Source organism: Flavobacterium circumlabens (assembly GCF_004345565.1).
In the GTDB taxonomy this organism is placed as follows: domain Bacteria; phylum Bacteroidota; class Bacteroidia; order Flavobacteriales; family Flavobacteriaceae; genus Flavobacterium; species Flavobacterium circumlabens.
The window spans coordinates 85,479-103,419 of sequence record NZ_SLWA01000009.1 but is presented as its reverse complement, the minus strand read 5'-3'; the positions used below and the strand labels follow the sequence as shown (position 1 = coordinate 103,419).

General features: G+C 37.5%; 14 protein-coding genes. 9 read left to right on the top strand and 5 right to left on the bottom strand.

All coding sequences use genetic code 11. The annotated features are described in order from the left end of the window. Window positions 1-15: 15 nt before the first annotated feature. Both EV142_RS19465 and EV142_RS19460 read right to left on the bottom strand, forming a co-directional pair. Entirely contained in the window at window positions 16-972 is a 957-nt protein-coding gene (locus tag EV142_RS19465) for a GlxA family transcriptional regulator (protein WP_132037516.1), read from the bottom strand. A 143-nt stretch (window positions 973-1,115) separates the two neighbouring features. Beyond that, a complete protein-coding gene (locus EV142_RS19460; protein ID WP_132037515.1) occupies window positions 1,116-1,520 on the bottom strand; it encodes a hypothetical protein in 405 nt (134 codons plus the stop codon). Between the two features lie 341 nt (window positions 1,521-1,861). On the opposite strand from EV142_RS19460, the gene EV142_RS19455 reads away from it, so the two are divergent. The 7 genes from EV142_RS19455 (at window position 1,862) to EV142_RS19425 (ending at window position 13,169) form a co-directional block, all read left to right on the top strand. Then, window positions 1,862-2,200 (top strand): hypothetical protein, encoded by a 339-nt coding sequence (locus EV142_RS19455; RefSeq protein ID WP_132037514.1) that lies wholly within the window; start codon window positions 1,862-1,864, stop codon window positions 2,198-2,200. Window positions 2,201-2,807: 607 nt separating this feature from the next. After that, window positions 2,808-4,382, top strand: coding sequence for a Na+/H+ antiporter (locus EV142_RS19450; protein ID WP_132037513.1), 1,575 nt, complete (start codon window positions 2,808-2,810; stop codon window positions 4,380-4,382). Between the two features lie 778 nt (window positions 4,383-5,160). Next, window positions 5,161-5,922: a LytR/AlgR family response regulator transcription factor gene (locus tag EV142_RS19445; RefSeq protein ID WP_132037512.1), complete on the top strand. Its 762-nt coding sequence runs from the start codon at window positions 5,161-5,163 to the stop codon at window positions 5,920-5,922. Between the two features lie 54 nt (window positions 5,923-5,976). After that, window positions 5,977-8,685 (top strand): PAS domain S-box protein, encoded by a 2,709-nt coding sequence (locus tag EV142_RS19440; protein WP_158286349.1) that lies wholly within the window; start codon window positions 5,977-5,979, stop codon window positions 8,683-8,685. Next, complete coding sequence (locus tag EV142_RS19435) at window positions 8,682-9,086, top strand: response regulator (RefSeq protein WP_132037510.1); 405 nt, start codon at window positions 8,682-8,684, stop codon at window positions 9,084-9,086. The genes EV142_RS19440 and EV142_RS19435 overlap by 4 nt, the downstream gene beginning before the upstream one ends. A gap of 721 nt (window positions 9,087-9,807) precedes the next feature. Further along, window positions 9,808-11,607: a T9SS type A sorting domain-containing protein gene (locus EV142_RS19430; RefSeq protein ID WP_132037509.1), complete on the top strand. Its 1,800-nt coding sequence runs from the start codon at window positions 9,808-9,810 to the stop codon at window positions 11,605-11,607. 65 nt (window positions 11,608-11,672) lie between these two features. Further along, a complete protein-coding gene (locus EV142_RS19425; protein ID WP_132037508.1) occupies window positions 11,673-13,169 on the top strand; it encodes a hypothetical protein in 1,497 nt (498 codons plus the stop codon). Window positions 13,170-13,324: 155 nt separating this feature from the next. Here EV142_RS19425 and EV142_RS19420 read toward each other — a convergent pair whose 3' ends face one another. Continuing rightward, entirely contained in the window at window positions 13,325-14,194 is an 870-nt protein-coding gene (locus EV142_RS19420) for a LysR family transcriptional regulator (RefSeq protein WP_132037507.1), read from the bottom strand. Between the two features lie 92 nt (window positions 14,195-14,286). Here EV142_RS19420 and EV142_RS19415 point away from each other — a divergent pair, with 92 nt between their 5' ends. Next, window positions 14,287-15,264 carry an alpha/beta fold hydrolase gene (locus EV142_RS19415; RefSeq protein ID WP_132037506.1) on the top strand — a complete coding sequence of 326 codons (978 nt, stop codon included), beginning with the start codon at window positions 14,287-14,289 and terminating at the stop codon, window positions 15,262-15,264. Between the two features lie 94 nt (window positions 15,265-15,358). Beyond that, the gene (locus tag EV142_RS19410) at window positions 15,359-16,327 is read left to right on the top strand and encodes a zinc-dependent alcohol dehydrogenase family protein (RefSeq protein ID WP_132037505.1); all 969 of its coding nucleotides are present in this window, start codon (window positions 15,359-15,361) and stop codon (window positions 16,325-16,327) included. A gap of 192 nt (window positions 16,328-16,519) precedes the next feature. Here the strand turns inward: EV142_RS19410 and EV142_RS19405 are convergent, their stop codons facing one another. Together EV142_RS19405 and EV142_RS19400 are read right to left on the bottom strand one after the other, a co-directional pair. Beyond that, window positions 16,520-16,912 (bottom strand): RidA family protein, encoded by a 393-nt coding sequence (locus EV142_RS19405; RefSeq protein WP_132037609.1) that lies wholly within the window; start codon window positions 16,910-16,912, stop codon window positions 16,520-16,522. 170 nt (window positions 16,913-17,082) lie between these two features. Then, the gene (locus EV142_RS19400; RefSeq protein WP_132037504.1) at window positions 17,083-17,649 is read right to left on the bottom strand and encodes a Crp/Fnr family transcriptional regulator; all 567 of its coding nucleotides are present in this window, start codon (window positions 17,647-17,649) and stop codon (window positions 17,083-17,085) included. Window positions 17,650-17,941 lie beyond the last annotated feature (292 nt).

The following is a 17,941-nucleotide window of genomic DNA, read 5'->3' as shown; positions in this document are numbered from 1 at the left end:
CAAAAGATAGTCGTTTTAAGACAGCCTGTTTTTAATTTCCGTAGGTAATTCATGAAGGTGTGTCTCCAGAACAACCCGTAATTGCTTTGAGGTTTTGTATCCGCATAAATGGGCAATATTTTCTATTTTATAATCCGAATGGATCAACAGGCTTTTTGCTTTTTCGATTCTCAGTTTTGTCCGGTACTCCGCGATCGTGATTCCGGTTTTTTTCTTAAAAATCCGGGTCAGGTTTCTGGGACCAATATGAACCAGATCGGCCAGAAAATCAATAGTAGACGTTTTTTCCAGATTGTAAATAATCCAATCCTGAACTATGTGGATTTTTTCGTCGCAATGATTTCTATTTTGCAGATAGACACTTTCCTGCTGATCGCTGCCTTGTCTTCTCTTGTATACCACTAATTCTCTGGCAATGGTTACAGCCACCTCTTTACCATGTCGTTCTTCTATAAGAAACAGGGCCAGATCAATCCCCGTTACGATACCTGCACTGGTATATAAATTGTCTGCTTTGGTATATAGCATATTGCTTTGTACTTTTAAAAGAGGGAAATCTTTTTTAAATTTTTCGATTAATTTCCAGTGCGTAGTACATTCTTTAAAATCCAATAACCCGGATTTAGCAAGAATAAATGCCCCGTTACAAATGCTTGCTATTGTAGTCTGAAGTGAATTTGCTTTCTCAAGCCATTCGAAAAAGGAGATATCTTCTGCTATTTTATTGATTTGACCGGAACTGAATCCGGAGATAACTATAATATCATTTTCTTTCGGATGTGCTTTTGAAAAGTGTGTAAAGGATGAAAGTTCTAATCCGGATGAAGAAGTAATTACAGGGTTACTGCTGATAAATTTTAACGTATAGGGAAGTCCTAAATTTTTAGCTTCCTGAAAAACTTCTAAAACGCCGGCTAAGTCCAGTATGGTAACTTGTTTCGGAATATAAAAATAAATTGTTGCTGCTGCCATTTTGGATTGTCTCTTATTAAATTTTCAAATTCATTTCAAATTTAAAATAAAAATAATCATTCGGCAGCGGCTTCCAACAAAAAGCCTGTAATGATTTCATTACAGGCTTTCCACTTAAAACACAAAACATCAAAATACAGCATTTAGTTTTGCGTTTTACTTGCCTTTTTTTTAATGGTATCCCTATTTACGTTATTTTTAGGATCGGAAGAAGGGGCATAAGCAGAGCCGTCTTTTGCACTCGGTCCGGGACCACTTCCTGTTCCGGTACCTTTCGTATTATTATTTCCGGATCCGGTATTACCGGAACTGGAAACTCCGGATTGAGAACCTGTAGATTGAGCGCCCGCCGCCTGGGCACCTGTCATTGGGGCATTCGCATCCGTATTATGTATACCCGCACTATCGCTTACTGTTCCGTTTGTAGTATCAACAGGAGTTTGGGTCGTTTGAACTTCATCGCTGTATCCGTCCTGTTTTTTACAGGAAAATAGAAGTCCTGTTAGAATAAGGCCTAACATGATTATTGATTTAATGAACTTTTTCATACTATGGAAATTTAGTTTGTAGGATTCAAATATAAAATAGGGACTACTTTTTTTCTTACACAATTATCCTTTTATGTTATAATCTTACTTCCAATAGTATAGACGGAATCAAAACAACTGATTGAAATCAAAGCAGTTGATTCACCGGGTAATGCAAAAGTTATAAGATTGCAATTCTAATTCTGTAAGCAGAAGATAATTCCATAGTCGAAATTTGTTTTAATGATAGTGAATTGAACTGCAGGAAAATACGATTCAACTGTACCACAATTAAAAAGGGAGAAGTTTATCAAATGGAAAGCACTAAATAACAACTAAAAATAATTTTAAAATATAGTATCATGAATAGAGACGAAAGAGAAAATTACGGTCAGGAAGATCAGGGTTTTCAAAGTAACGAAAGAAGATATGAAGGTCAGGAAGTAGAAAATCTTTCCGCAGATCATTCCATTACCAGCAATGCAGAACCGGATTACGGAAATGATCTCAATATCGAAAAACTTGATAATGAGAATCTCGGTAACAACGAATTCAATACACCTGAACTCGATATCGAACAACTGGACGAAGAACTCAGTAACGAAGAGGACAGTAATGAACTGGGAGGTGAAAATTTTGATAACGAAGGCCTTGATGGTATCGATGACGATGATGAAATTAATACGGATCGTCCGTTGTAAACTATTTAAAAACCGTCTGTTTCCAGACGGTTTTTTTTATATCATCTTTATATATACAACTTTTTGAGAATTGGAGAATAACAAGGTAGCTCTACAATCACAATCCGTAATTATGAAAATAAATCCCTTGCAATACTTTTTCTTGCGGGAATCAAAAGTTATAGCTGTTTATTTTCATTTTCAGCGGTCTTTTCTCAATATAAAAAAACAGAAGAAAAAAAAATTCAGAGCTGTTTTTTTCATTACTCTTTCTACTCCTTCCTTATAAAAAATACTTTGTCCGGACACCAAGGATTAAAAAAGACGAACAATGCAATAAAGTAATTCAATCGTTATAGTAAGTGCTAAAAAAACCTGCCAGTAAGCAGATCTATAGGAACGATTCGGAAATAGAAGACTACAGTAAGAGGATAAAATCAAAAGATTCCGGCAGCCCAACTGCCTTTCCGGTTCCGAAACCTAAATATATCGCTGCTATTCCTAAAATTTTAACGGATTGCGACAAATACTTTAACATAGTAATAAGGGGAACAGTATATTTGCAGGCAAGATTAATTATTTAGCTGATGGCACCTATTCATTATAAACCATTTTTATAACCAAACCAATGCTTAAAGATTTCCCTTTTTATCTCGGTATATTAATTGTCATTTTATTGCTGATTATGCTGGCCAATAAAATAAAAGTAGCGTACCCTATACTGTTGGTACTGGCCGGACTGATTATAAGTTTTATTCCCGGAATCCCTGTTATCAATATAGAACCGGATCTTATCTTTTTTATTTTTTTGCCCCCGTTGCTTTACGAAGCCGCATGGAAAGTCTCGTGGAAAGAATTATGGCGCTGGCGGAGAATTATTACCAGTTTTGCCTTTGTAGTTGTTTTTCTCTCTGCACTTTCCGTGGCGCTGGTCGCCAATTATTTTATTCCGGGATTTTCCTTGGCATTAGGTTTTGTATTGGGTGGTATTGTATCTCCGCCGGATGCTGTTAGTGCCGGTGCCATTTTAAAGTTTGTTAAAGTACCCAAAGCGATTTCGTCTATATTAGAAGGCGAAAGTTTATTGAACGATGCTTCCTCACTGATCATTTTCAGATTTGCGATGATCGCCGTTGCCACTGAGCAATTTTTATTCTACAAAGCGGCAACAAGTTTTGGCTGGATGATTATTGGCGGTGTCTCCATTGGTTTATTGATTGGATGGGTTTTCATGAAAGCCCATAAATACCTTCCTACCGATAACAATGCAGATATCGTACTGTCCCTACTCACCCCTTATATTATATACCTGTCTGCTGAGCAGGTACACTGCTCGGGTGTATTGGCCGTTGTGAGCGGCGGATTGCTGTTGTCTAATAACAGGCACCGTTTCCTGACCAGCAAATCCCGTTTGCAGGGCATAAATGTGTGGGAAAGTTTTTGTTTTATATTGAACGGTTTTGTTTTTATGCTAATCGGACTTGATCTTCCGCAAATTACCCGCGGACTCGAAGGGGTCAGTCTTTTATCAGCCATCGGGTATGGTATTATGATTACCCTGGTTTTAATCATCAGCAGAATATTATCTTCCTACGGTGCTGTGGTCATCACCATGATTGCACGTAATTTCATAACCGTAGCCGACAGCAAAAATCCGGGCTTAAAAGCACCCTTTATACTCGGCTGGACCGGAATGAGAGGCGTTGTTTCCTTAGCCGCCGCTTTATCGATACCGGTTTACCTGAACAATGGTAATGGCTTTCCGCAGCGGAACCTTATTTTGTTCATCACTTTTATTGTTATTCTTCTTACCCTGCTCATTCAGGGCTTAACACTTCCCTACTTTATCAGAAAAATTAATTTTACTACTCTTGACGATTCTTTGTCACGGGATGAAGTTTATAAAAACATACGACAAGAACTGGCGGAGTATGCCGTAAATTATTTAAAAATAAATTATAGTGACCAGGTAGAAAACAATGCGGCCTTACAGCATCTCATTCTAAAATGGGAACAATACAGTAACGGAATAGAGGATGAATCCATAGGAAACGAACTAAAAGTTATTTATCTCGATTTATTAAACCAACAACGGCAATGGCTACTTGAAAAAAACAGGAGCGATCTGAATATAGACGAGTCCATTATCAGAAGGCAAATGCATTCTTTAGATATCGAAGAAGAAAAATTACGGTTTCTATAGGGTACAGCCCAAATTAAATCAGAGATCAGTACTGTATTTAAAATCCGGTAATAGAGCGAGATGGTAATTATACAATTAATCTCATCCAGCCTGTAATAAAAGGCAATTGCTAAAGAGCACCTTTGATAAGCTGACTACATCTGGTTTACCGGAGTACAATTGAATCTAATCGCTGACTTTGAATAGTGCATTTTTTTGCAGTATAGTAAAATGAACGCTTTAAAATAGAATTCCACTGCATACGGCAGGCTCTGCTGTTAAAGATTTTTGAGTAAACATAAAATGGAAGATTATGTTTATGGACGCCCGTCTCGTACTTAAGAGTACAGACGGGTTTTCCATTTAAATTTTTTAATTGTTCCTGATTTTGCGTCAGAAACAACTTGATCTATCAGAAAAAAAAGTTGTTTTTGCTTTTTTTTCTACAGCATGCCTTTAAAAATCCTGATGTAAGGTGCTAAAACAAATCATCTAAAAAATTGATTATTAATTATTTATACCACTAAATGTATAATAATTAAAGTTAATTGTGTAAATGGATTCCTACCCCAAGTACTATATTTGAATATACAGTTAGAGCCATTTTATTCCCACTTATACCTGTTGAAGCACAGTTATTACTTTTCATTAATTTCCGCATCCCATATCAAAGTATTGCTGTAATTTCTATTTTGTGATTTACGTTTTATTATTACAATAAAAACCTACAAATCAGTACGTTAAAAATAGTGTTGATCTATTAATGTATCGTTTGAATTTACAAACACCAAAAAAGCGTATGAGTCCTATAAATGCCATAGTCATATCCCAGGAAAAAGAGACACTGCTGATTTTAAAAAAATTTGGAGAAGACAACGCCATGATTATGGAAATAATCGGTGATGCCCATTGCATCAGTGACGGAACCACGCTTATAAAAGCAAAAAAACCGGATCTTATTTTTCTGGATATTGTATTTAAGGATGATCTTTTTTTTGAAATGCTGGAACAATTAGACTTTAGCATTCCAAAACTGGTCTTTATATCAGCAGAAAAAGAGTACGCAATTAAGGCATTTAAACACAATGCAATTGATTTTTTATTGAAACCAACTGATTTTAATGCCATCATTCTAGCCGTTTATAAAGTAATCAAAAGAAGGGAAATGGAGCGCTCCTATCAGAATCATAAAATCAATAGTATTAATATCCTCAACTCTGCCAGTCAATCCAATGATTATGTAGCCGTCGCGTTTTTAGAAAAAATAGAACTCATACCCATGGCCGAAATTATTTTTTGCAAAGCAGACGGAAAATATACTGTTTTTGTTCTTTCCAACGGAAGCAATATCATGTCAAGCAGAAATCTGGGAGAATACACCACTATTCTGGACAACAGCCATTTTTTCAGAATACATCATTCCTATATCATCAATCTTCGTCATATCGTTAAAATTTCAAAAAAAGACGGCTATTTCTGTGAACTTTCGAATGGCGTAATTTTACCGGTTGCGAAAAGACGACAAGATGATTTTAATAAATTTATAAAACTGAAAGAATAAAAAACGGCTTCCTGTTTTAAGGTAATTCGAACTAATACAGACTGAATGACAGCTATGAAAACAAAAATATTAATTGCTGAGCAAAACCCCGCTGCTATTGAGTGGATTCAACACGAGTTGAAGACCGGCATTATCAATTGTATCGTCGAAATTGTTTCCTCAAAAAAGGCGTATGAAGCGGCACTTCATCATTTCAAACCAGACCTTATTCTTTCGAATGATACGTTCCCGTCCTTCGACGGAATGGCACTTTTTAGAATGAAGCAAAAACTGACACCGCAAACCCCTTTTATTTTTGTGGTACCAGCCATTACGGTAGAAAAAGCCATAGCGCTTATACAAATCGGAGTAAACGACATCGTATTCAAAACAGACCTGAATAGTTTAACGTCAAAAGTAAACAGTGCGCTAAAAAAAAGCAGGAAGACCCGCGAAACTTACCAAACGGAAGCAGAAAGAACCATAATGCCGCGCTATAGTATAACAGAAAGCAAAACAACAAAAGAAAAATCTGATCCTATCACGGCTTCGCAGGAATCCTTACAGGATCTGGGCAAAATTCTGGATTTTTCAATGGACCTGATCTGTTCTTGTGATGAAAACGGAAAATTTATTTGGGTGAATAAAGCCTCGGAGCGTATTTTAGGCTACCGGCCCGAAGAATTAATCGGCAGACTATATATCGATCTCCTGTTTCCTGAAGATGCTGAAACTAGCGTACATACCGATTTCGATAGCAGCAACGGGGGCCAGTTGCCTATATTTGAAAACAGGTTCAGACACAGCAACGGCAGTACGGTTTATTTGCAATGGTCTGCAGTATGGGATGATGTAAAAAAAATGAGCTATTATACAGGCAGAGATATTACCGCGAAAAAAAACGTCGAAAAAGCTTTTGAAATCGAAAGGCGGCGGTTCTCTAATCTGTTTTCTCACGCACCTTCCTCAATGGCCATTTTAAAAGGTCCCAACCATGTGTTTGAATTGGCAAATGAACTTTATTTACAATTAATCGATACAAAAGATATTATAGGCAAACCCGTAAAAGAAGTATTGCCCGAACTTGAAACCCAGGGAATTTTTGAAATATTAGATACGGTCTATAAAACAGGGGAAACCTTTTCAGCTAATGAGATGCTCATAGAATTTAATCGGTCCGGTAACGAAAAACCGGAAGATTCCTATTTAAATTTCATTTGCCAGGCCCATAGGGACACCGATAACAATATTGATGGTATTCTTGTCTTTGCCAATGATGTAACAGAGCAGGTACTATCCCGTAAAAAAATCGAAGAACGGGAAAAAATGTATAAGGAGCTCATCTACAAATTACCCGTTGCAACCTATTCCTGCGATCACAAAGGACGAATCGTAATTTATAATAAGGCTGCAGTGGCTTTATGGGGAAGAAAACCGGAAATAGGCAAAGATTTATGGTACGATTCCTGGAAGAGTAACGCTGCTAAAAATAACCCTGAACCGCTGAGTTTCTGTTCGCTTTCCACAGCACTGACAGAAGAGGATTCAAACCCCAGCAAGCAGATCATTATCGAACGTCCCAACGGAGATAAACGCTATGTACTGCCTTACCCGGTTCCTTTCCGTGATGCTGAAGGCCAGATCACAGGAGCGGTTATTGTGCTTGCTGATATCACAGAAATGAAACTGGCACAAAAAGAGCTGAAGAAAAGCGAAAAAAAATACAGGTATCTCTTTGATAACAATCCGATGCCCATGTGGGTGATCGATTTGGTCACTTTTAAATTTCTGGATGTCAACAAAATGGCCATCCTGCAATATGGATACAGCCGAGACGAATTCCTTTCCATGACTGCTTTAGACATAAGACCCAGTAATGATAAGAACCATTTTATCAAATGCAGCGATCCTTCAGAAATTAACAGATCCAATTACAACAGGGGAAAATGGAATCACCTCAGAAAGGACGGATCTGTTTTTCCGGTGGAGATTATAGCGCATGATATTATGTATGAAGGATCCCGGGCGCGGCTAATTCTTTCGAATGATATCTCCGATCGGACCAAAGCGGAAATAAATCTGGAAAAAAGAAATAAGGAACTCCTCAAAACCAATTCAGAACTGGATAAATTTGTGTACAGCGTTTCCCATGATTTACGTTCTCCCCTAACCTCTATCCTTGGTCTGCTCTCTTTTATTGAAACAGAAAGCCGGGAGCCTGATACCGTGACGCATGCTGAAATGATACATTCCAGCATCAATCGTCTGGATGACTTTATTAAAAACATTTTAAGCTACTCGCGAAACAAGCGAACCGGACTTGAAGTCGAAAAAATTTCGATTAAGGAGACCTTGTCTGAGGTAGTCAATTCGCTTCAGAGTACTAGAGATGCAAAGGGAATTCATTATGAAATTGCAGTTCAGGAACAGCAGCCGTTTTATACAGACCGGCTGCGTTTTAATACCATCCTGGAAAACCTTATCTCCAATGCCATCAAATACCAGAAGAAAGAAGAATCCGGGAGATCAGTAAAAATAGCCGGACATTCAGACCCGGAAAACCTTCATTTAACCATAACCGATAACGGGATCGGAATTGCTCCGGCCTATCATCAAAAAATATATGACATGTTTTTTCGGCTTTCAGGCAAAAAAGAGGGCTCGGGTATCGGCTTGTATATCGTAAAGGATGCCATAGAAATATTGCAGGGTTCTATAGCCATACAATCGGAAGAAGGCATTGGAACCACATTTATTATCACACTAAAAAATTTGAAACCATGATAGAAGCATTAACCCCAAAATTTGATACCGTAATGATTATTGATGATAACGTCATAGATCTTTACATCGCATCCCGTATGATCACTCAGAATAATTTTGGCAAAAAAGTGTTGCTTTATTCAGAAGCGGAAGAGGCCATGAAATATCTTCAGGACAATCAGGACAATATCTCTGAATTACCTCAGGTACTGTTTGTGGATATCTACATGCCTTTAATGTCCGGATTTGAATTTCTGGAGGCGTATGAGAAACTATCCGCTGCTGTAAAAAAGCATTGTAAGGCCTATATTATATCATCAACAATAGACAATGAAGACATAGCCCGATCTAACAGTAATAAGAATGTAATTTCTTTTCACGTTAAACCCATAACCAAGGAATTTCTGGACCGTATTGTCTAGCAACGCTTATTCTTTTAAAATTTACTCCCCGATCACTTTAAAATTCAATTTAAAGTTTAGATTTTTTGTGCCATCACCTCAGCAAATCAGGCGAAATTTCCACCAGACCTTTAAAAATTATTTAAATCTGTTTTTGTTTTTCTGCCTTTTGCACAAAAAGCACACAAAAAGACACTCTATTCCTATCGCATTCCCTTCCTATGGCAACATCATGCTAAACGACTCCCTACTATGGCGTAAAGCTGTGCTGTAAAAGCATTTCAGAATCAACCACTTGCCTATTTGCAATACAGTTACAGGCATACCGGGCCACTTCTTTAAAAATCTGTCCATTTTTGGCAAACAGTTATTCCCTATTAAAGTCAGTTATTACTTCTCCCTTTTAACTTAAAGGCCATTCCGCTTAATTTGCCTTAGTATTCAACCGGAAATCCTCCTGTAATTTTTACCAATTCTATTATCACTTTACGTAACTGTAATCCAAAATAATGAAAAAACTCGCCTACTGTTTCCTTTTTCTTATGCCCCTGCTGGCTTTTTCAGCAAATCCCCCTCCACCTGGTTTGCCGGATGAACCTGTAGTAGTGCCTATTGATTCCATGCTCTTTCTATTAGCAACCGCAGGTGTTGTATTGGGAGGTTATAGTAGTATCAAAAGGAAATAGAGTTACCCTTTAAATAGAAACGGTCTCACCTGTCTAATAATTAAACCAAAAGCAATATGAAAAAAACTTTACTCTTATTAACTGTTTTCATTTCTTGTCAGAGCTTTTCCCAAATAGCAATAGGGGCCAATACACCCGTGTACGTAAAAGCTCAGGTATTGTATGTGGGTCAGAATATAAATTTAGCTGCCAATTCAAATCTTTACTTAAGAAACAATTCCCAATTGGTACAGGGTACAACAGGCCTTTCGGCCAATACCGGAACAGGAAATATGTCTGTCTATCAGGAGGGAACTTCTGATCATTTTGATTATAACTATTGGTGTTCACCCGTAGGAAATACGGCCGCCTCCGCCATCAATAATAATTTCGGAATTACGCAGCTGTATCAGCCTGTAACTTCAACCGCATCATCCAGTGCTGCCTTGTTGCCTGTTGGAAGTTACAATGGCCTGGCCAGTCCCCTTAGCATAGCCACACATTGGATTTACAAACTGACAATTGCCAATAACTATTCGCAGTGGATACCTGTGGGAAGTACCACTGCACTTGCACCGGGCGAAGGTTTTACGATGAAGGGAACGAGCGGGTCTGACCAAACAGATCCTGAGGGAACCGGAATCGTAAACAACCCGGGCACGGGCCGTCAGAGATATGATTTCAGAGGAAAACCAAACGACGGAGATATTATAGTGGCTGTAGGAGCTAACAATGCGGCAACACTAACGGGAAATCCCTACCCGTCTGCCTTACATCTCAATGCTTTTCTTTTAGATCCCGCCAATACTGCCGCAACGGGTGTGGCCTATTTCTGGCAGCAGGACAAAAATGTAAACTCTCATTATCTGTCTGCTTACAAAGGCGGTTATGCTGCGTACTCACCTGTCAGCATAGAATCCAACGGTATCTACACGGCTGCAACATTCAGATCGTACAACAGTAACGGAACGGTAAATAATGATCCTCCAACCGGAACAAGTCCCGTTGTATCCCGAAAATACCTTCCAATCGGTCAGGGATTTCTAATCAATGGTATTACAAACGGAACCGTTACCTTTAGAAATGCACACCGGATTTTTTATAAGGAAGACAATAGCGTGTCACAATTCGAAAAACCGGCCAAAAATACAAGTGCTATTAAAAACGGTCCACCCGTTCCCCCTTCTCCCATTCCTTATTTTAAGCTGAATACCATCATCAATAAAGAGTTTACCAGACAGCTTGCCTTAGCCTTAGTTTCCGGAGCAACTGACGGCGTTGACAGGGGCATTGATGCCAAAAATATGGATGAAGATCTTCCTAATGACGTAGCTTTCTGGATTGAAAACGGAAATTATGTGATTGAGGGTGTTGCTTTCGATTTATCTAAAAAAATTCCGCTGTCGGTAAAAGCCGCCACCAGTACCACCTTTCAGTTTTATATTCCTGAAATGGTAGATTTTGATTTTTCACAGGCCGTTTATCTTTACGATTCACTGGATAATTCTTATCATGAAATTACAAAGAGTACCTACGAAGTTACCGTTGCTCCCGGAACCTATACCGACCGTTTTAAAATAAGCTTTACCAATCAGACACTGGGCAAAAAGGAAGATAGTAAAACTAATTTCTTTATTACTCAGGACAATGCCAGTAAAGTTTTAAAAGCGATGAATCCCGATAATCAAATCATGAAATCATTTGTGCTTTATGATATCCTTGGAAGGGCTGTGCTTTCTAAAGAGCCTTTAGAAGCCGAACCAAACTATAGTTTCTCGACTTCGGGAATAAGTTCCGGTGTTTATATCGCCACCTTCCTGACCGCGGAGAATGTAAAAATTACCCAAAAAGTAATCATCTCGAATTCCGGCAGATAATACCCATTTCATCAGGATCAAAAAGCCCCCTTTTATTTAATCCATTTTCAATTCATAACTAAATTATGGTAATAACCTTTACTCGTCAGAATACTAAAATTCTCCTATTACTGTTTTTCTTTTTCCTGACCCTTTCGGGCAATGCACAAGTTGGTATTGGTACTGTTACGCCCAATGCAAGTTCGGTTTTAGATATATCTTCTACCACGCAGGGTATGCTTGCTCCCCGTATGACAACCGCTCAGAGGATCGCTATCCCTGCACCCGCTGACGGATTACTGGTTTACGATACCGATTTAAAATCATTTTATTATTACAGTACTACCGTCTGGGCCGCTCTTAATAGCAGTCAAACGTCAAGATTAAATTTTAAACGTATCAAATCAACAGATAATTTAGCCGTCGTACTCGCAACAGAACTGGCTGCCGGTGGCGGTGCGAAATATGTACTGACTTCCAACACCTTATATGAAATAAATGGTATGGTGACTTTTAATTTTCCGATAGACCTCAATAATGCTTATATACAAGGTCTGGACGCCAACGAAGATATTATGTATAAAACATCCGGAGTGCTGTTCGACGGGACCACTGGCGGCAGCATTAGGAGCGTTAGCATTTTAGCCCCGGGTGCAACTGTTTTTAATTTAAATGCGGCTTTAGCAACGGCAACCTTTTTACTTCGGGATACTATAATTGCCAATGCTGCCAGTATCGGAACGGTATCCGGTTATGGATTGGTTTTCCTGAGTATTGTCAATTTTTCAGGAAATACAACTGGCATTACCTACAATAATATAGGTCAGTTACTATTAAGCAATCAGGCTTGGTTTGTTAATAATGGCGGAACCTACGAAAAATTTACAGGCAACTTTACGCTGATCGAAAAACAAGGAGGTTTCTCTAATGTGGGTCCGGGAGCATATGGTCTTGATGTTGCTACGGCCGGTCTGGCCATTAGTGGTGATGCTGTTTTAGAATCTGTAGTTTTTACAGGCGCTACACCGGCTAATTATGTTAAGCCTTATGCAGCTGCAGCTACGTATATCGGCTACAATTTTAGTAATGCCTGGACCGTCAGGGCTGCCGGGATTCCGAATGAAGCCGATACCAATGCAACCGGAGATTTTTCTATGGATGCCGAAACCGGAGGTGCTATACCCCTTAACTTAAGCGCCACTACTCCCAGCACCAATTTACGAATCTATTCAGCGTCAATTCCTACGGTATCGGGCAATTTATTCCGATTTTCAACAGATGCCACTTACAACAGGTTAAAATATGTGGGTAAAAAGAAAAGGATCTTTCAGGTATCCGGAGCTGTCAATTTTCAGGTTCCGTCAGCAGGTACCTATATTGTACACCTGTACAAAAATGGCGTGGCAATGCCGCAATTTAAATTTTACGGCCGCGGAAATGCGGCCAGTGATATTGTAACTCTCCCCATTAATGCCTCTATTGAATTAAATACCAGTGATTATATTGATTTTTACCTGCAGCGTTACAGCGGCAACGACGGGGCCGATGTTCTGGTTTCGAATATGACTATAATTATAAAATAATGCAGTTACTGAAAAAACGAATGTTACTGGCAGTTAAGCAGTAAGACCTTCAATACAAAAGATACTACAAAAAAAGGCTCCGGAGGAAAAATCCGGAGCTTTTTATTAATACAATATGCTTTACGCACTAAAATAAACTATTAGAGATTAATTCCTTAAATGATATCCTGCAAATGCATATCAATAAAGCCTTGCAAAGCCCTGGATGTCGTTTTGTCTTTTCTGTATACTAACAAAGTAGTCATTGTTCCTAATTGTTTGTTCAAAGGATAAGTGCAAATTTTTCTTCCCTCATAATATTTAGATATCACCTCTTCCGGTAATAGACTAATCCCTAAACCTGCTTCAACAAAGTTTATAATTCCTTCAATAGAGTTGAGCTCAATGCTTTTGTAATTATGAATCCCTTTATGGCTAAACCAAGATTCTAAGCGCTCTCTAAAAATACAGCCATTATCAAATACTATAGATTTTAATGCTTCTTTTGTTACTAAATTATTTAAAGATGATTCCTTTGAAGAGGCTAAAATTACAAGTTGTTCTTCTTTTATCTTTATTTTTTCCAGTCCGTTTACATTTAGAGGAGCCGAAACAAAAGCAGCGTCAAGTTTATAATTTAAAACATCTGAAATAAGCATATCCCTGTCATCAGATTTAAATTCTAATTCCACAGCAGGATATTTCTCTCCAAAAGCCAATAAAATTTCGGGCGCTTTTAATGCCATCGTAGTTTCCATACACCCTATGACCAAATGTCCGTTAACTGTATCACTACTTTTAATTTCATTTTTAGCTTCTTCCACTAAATACTGAATTTGTTTAGCATATTTCATCAATAATTGCCCCTCATCCGTCAGCTCTACCTTACGGGAGGTACGGGAAAAAAGTTTTGTATCGAATTCTTCTTCAAGACTCTTGATCCTTGCTGTAACATTAGATTGTACCGTAAACATTCTATCTGCAGCTTTAGTAAAGCTACCGCTCTCTGCAACTGCTTCAAATATTTTTAAATCATTTGTATTCATATTAATATCACTTTTTATGATTTATACAATCACAATTAATCGTTTTTAGTAATCAAATGTATGATTTATCTTTGACAATCAAAATAATTAAGATGAAAAAAACAATTACACAAACCATAGCAAGCTTATCGCTAACGCTATTTATTAGTAACAGTGCAATGGCACAATCGCAGCAAAATTTAATTTTAAAAAATCAAAACATGGACAATCATTCAATTCACTATCAAAACATTAAAGTAAATGGATTAAATATATTCTATAGAGAATCAGGAGATGCAACTAAACCAACCCTACTGCTATTACATGGATATCCAACATCGTCTCATATGTTTAGAAACTTAATTCCAATTCTAAGCAAAGACTATCACATCATAGCACCTGATTTACCGGGATTTGGCTTTTCAGATTCTCCGGATCATAAGGAGTTTAATTACACATTTGAAAACTTAGCTACAACAATGCAAGCCTTCATTGATCAGCTAAAAATGAAACGTTTTGCCATTTATGTATTTGATTATGGAGCTCCTGTTGGATTTAGATTAGCGATGAACAATCCTGAAAAGATCACAGGAATTATTTCTCAGAATGGAAATGCTTACAAGGAAGGGCTTAGTAATGAGTGGGATCCTATTCAAAGATATTGGAATGAATCTACTCCGGAAAACAGAATAGCCTTAAAGGATTTTGTTTCCAAGGAAGCAACATGGTTTCAATACCATCATGGGGTATCCGATCCATCCTTAATAGCACCTGAGACTTATACACTTGATCAGAAATTTTTAGACAGAGAAGGAAATATTGAAGTCCAATTGGACCTGGTTAAAGACTACAGAACAAATGTAGCATTATATCCGAAATTTCATGAATACTTTAAAAAATACCAGCCAAAGACTTTATTAGTCTGGGGAAATAAGGATCCTTATTTCTTACCTCAGGGGGCAGAGGCTTACAAAAAAGATTTACCTAAGGCTAAACTTATATTCTACAATACAGGTCATTTTGCATTAGAAACCCATGTAACAGAGATTGCAGCAGAGATTCTTGAATTTATGGCAACCTTATCTAAATAATTAGCAGCCTGAAACAGTATTAAGTAGAAATCAAAATTTCTCAAAACAGTATTTTTTCAGCCTTCTAATGAAACCTCTAACTTAAATATAGTATATGAAAGCAGCAATATTAAATGAATTCGGGTCTTTTGAAAATTTTAAAATTACAGAAACACCAACACCCCAACCAACATCTAAAGAAGTTTTAGTAAAGGTTCTGGCCTCTTCCGTCAATCCTTTGGATTTTCAAGTCCGTCGTGGAGATTATAAAAATGAATTAACCCTGCCTGTTATTACAGGACACGATATCTCAGGTGTGATTGTGGAAATTGGCCCCGGGGTTGAAAATTTTAAAATAGGCGATGAAGTTTATTATTCCCCCGAAATTTTTAATGGACAAGGAAGCTATGCACAATATCACTGTGCTCCCGAATCTATCATCGGTCTAAAACCTAAAAACATAAGTCATTTAGAAGCTGCAACGCTTCCATTAGCTGCTGGTACTGCGTGGGAAATGCTTGTTACAAGAGCACAACTTAAAATTAACCAGACGATATTGATTCACGGAGGTGCAGGTGGAGTGGGAATACCCACTATTCAAATTGCTAAAGCTATGGGAGCAACTGTATTTACAACAGCGAGAAAAGTTCACCACCCGTTTCTTCTTGAGTTGGGGGCAGATTATGTCATTGATTACGAAAATGAAGACTACCTTCAGGCGATTAATCGATTAACGAACAATAAAGGAATAGATGTAATCATTGATACTATCGGTGGTAACACTCTTTCTGATAGTGGAAAAATACTTAGTCAGTTAGGACAAGTAGTTACTTTGGTTGATATTGAGAAGCCACAAAACCTTGTTGCGGCCTGGGGGAAAAATGCAACCTATCATTTTGTTTTTACAAGGCAAAGCAGAAATAAACTAGATGAACTGACTAAACTCGTAGAAAGTAAAAAACTAAAACCTGTTTTAACCAAAATTTTTCCTTTATCAGATATTGGTAAAGCTCATAAACTTTTGGAAACAAAAGCCGGTGATGAAAATTTCTACGGTAAAATTGCAATAGAAGTTGAACATTAAATGCTTTATTTCTAATGATAGTCATTAGGGCAATGCGATATCCTATTCGTGTCAGATGTAATTTTACACAGATCAACTCAAAAAAATCATTACTATCATTTTCTCATTTCTAATAAAAAATGCCCTCAAAAAGTGTCTAATTTTTTGAGGGCATTTCAACAGAGAGCTAAATAGCTAAAACGTTTAAAATTATTATTTTACTACAGTAGCTTCCAACTCTACATTCAGTGTTTCATTCAAAGCAACTACCTGTAGCAGAGTAAGTGCCTGTTTCATTCCGTGTTTTGCTACGAAATCCCGGAATATGTCAAAGCAATTTTCAATAAACTCTTTTGAGGAAGTCGAGTAAATAGTTAACCTAACGATATTTTTAGGGTCATAACCCGCCTCGCTGATTACTTTTTCAAGGTTCTGTAGTGCCAGTCCAAGTTGGGTACGCATATCGGCATTACTGGAGGTGCCATCGCTATGCACTGCTGCCTGACCAGAAACATATAAGGTACTCTGTACATTTTTTACCTCAACAGCCTGTACATAGCTGAGCTCGTCCTGCCATTTCCACGGACTGAATTCTCTTTTTTCCATTTGTTTTTCTTTTTTATTTTGCGCCGCAACAGGTGCAACAGTTAATAATGTAAGTACTAAAACTTTAGCAAATCTTTCCATAATCAGATGTTTTAAATTAATAAGACAAAGTTCATAAAAAGCCTAATTTATTAATCGTGACAAATCTCACAATTATCATGTAACAAACATTATTGTGCTGTAAGCCTGCTGAGTGTCTCCCGGGTTACACCAAGATAAGAGGCGATAAGGGTATGGGAGACGCGCTGGAAAAGTACCGGATATCGATTCAGGAGCTTATCATAGCGCTCTTTGGCATTCGTGCTTATTAATTCCAGTATTCGCTGCTGAGAGCTAATGTGCCCCTTGTTGGCTTTCTCAAGAAAGAAGTAGGCCATTTTGTGAAACTCCCTGCATAAAGTATTATAACTATCAAGAGTCATACAAAGCACCTGGGTATCTTCAAGTGCCTGTAGGGACATTGTTGCTGAACTTTGGTTAAAGAATGCATAATAATCCCCTTCCCACCAGTCTTCCATAGCAAAAGCTACGACATGATTCTTATCTGCGTCATCTACATAATTCAGCTTTAAAAGCCCTGAAATTACCCAGAAAACATAGGTAACCTTTTCGCCTTTTCTAACAAGAAAATCACGTCTCTTAAAATTCATTACTGAAAAATGAGACTTTATATACTCAAACTCTTCATCGGTTAGTGTAATTATTTTTTCCAGATGAGCTCTAAATAATTTCTCCATAGTTTGCAGGTTTTTTTTGGGTGTAAGCTATTTTCACAACTCATTTTAAACTATTTTTTTGACATTTGATTTTCAGAATTTTAACGCATTACCCATGTAAAACCACAGTTAACTTGTTAGGTAAGCAATACAAAAGAACTAATTGTTTGTGATGAAATAAATTTTAATCTGTACAACTGATCTATGTCATTACATTCTTAGCTGGGTGGAGATAAATCTAATAGTTTTATTTAAAAAGAAAAATTTTATTTACTGCTGATTTAAATTCTCCATCTTTGAAATAATTTTGTTG

Excerpts from the sequence above, each read along its gene's own strand:
- EV142_RS19465 (WP_132037516.1), bottom strand. The coding sequence starts at position 972 with ATGGCAGCAGCAACAATTTATTTTTATATTCCGAAACAAGTTACCATA.
- EV142_RS19460 (WP_132037515.1), bottom strand. The coding sequence starts at position 1,520 with ATGAAAAAGTTCATTAAATCAATAATCATGTTAGGCCTTATTCTAACA.
- EV142_RS19455 (WP_132037514.1), top strand. The coding sequence starts at position 1,862 with ATGAATAGAGACGAAAGAGAAAATTACGGTCAGGAAGATCAGGGTTTT.
- EV142_RS19450 (WP_132037513.1), top strand. The coding sequence starts at position 2,808 with ATGCTTAAAGATTTCCCTTTTTATCTCGGTATATTAATTGTCATTTTA.
- EV142_RS19445 (WP_132037512.1), top strand. The coding sequence starts at position 5,161 with ATGAGTCCTATAAATGCCATAGTCATATCCCAGGAAAAAGAGACACTG.
- EV142_RS19440 (WP_158286349.1), top strand. The coding sequence starts at position 5,977 with ATGAAAACAAAAATATTAATTGCTGAGCAAAACCCCGCTGCTATTGAG.
- EV142_RS19435 (WP_132037510.1), top strand. The coding sequence starts at position 8,682 with ATGATAGAAGCATTAACCCCAAAATTTGATACCGTAATGATTATTGAT.
- EV142_RS19430 (WP_132037509.1), top strand. The coding sequence starts at position 9,808 with ATGAAAAAAACTTTACTCTTATTAACTGTTTTCATTTCTTGTCAGAGC.
- EV142_RS19425 (WP_132037508.1), top strand. The coding sequence starts at position 11,673 with ATGGTAATAACCTTTACTCGTCAGAATACTAAAATTCTCCTATTACTG.
- EV142_RS19420 (WP_132037507.1), bottom strand. The coding sequence starts at position 14,194 with ATGAATACAAATGATTTAAAAATATTTGAAGCAGTTGCAGAGAGCGGT.
- EV142_RS19415 (WP_132037506.1), top strand. The coding sequence starts at position 14,287 with ATGAAAAAAACAATTACACAAACCATAGCAAGCTTATCGCTAACGCTA.
- EV142_RS19410 (WP_132037505.1), top strand. The coding sequence starts at position 15,359 with ATGAAAGCAGCAATATTAAATGAATTCGGGTCTTTTGAAAATTTTAAA.
- EV142_RS19405 (WP_132037609.1), bottom strand. The coding sequence starts at position 16,912 with ATGGAAAAAAGAGAATTCAGTCCGTGGAAATGGCAGGACGAGCTCAGC.
- EV142_RS19400 (WP_132037504.1), bottom strand. The coding sequence starts at position 17,649 with ATGGAGAAATTATTTAGAGCTCATCTGGAAAAAATAATTACACTAACC.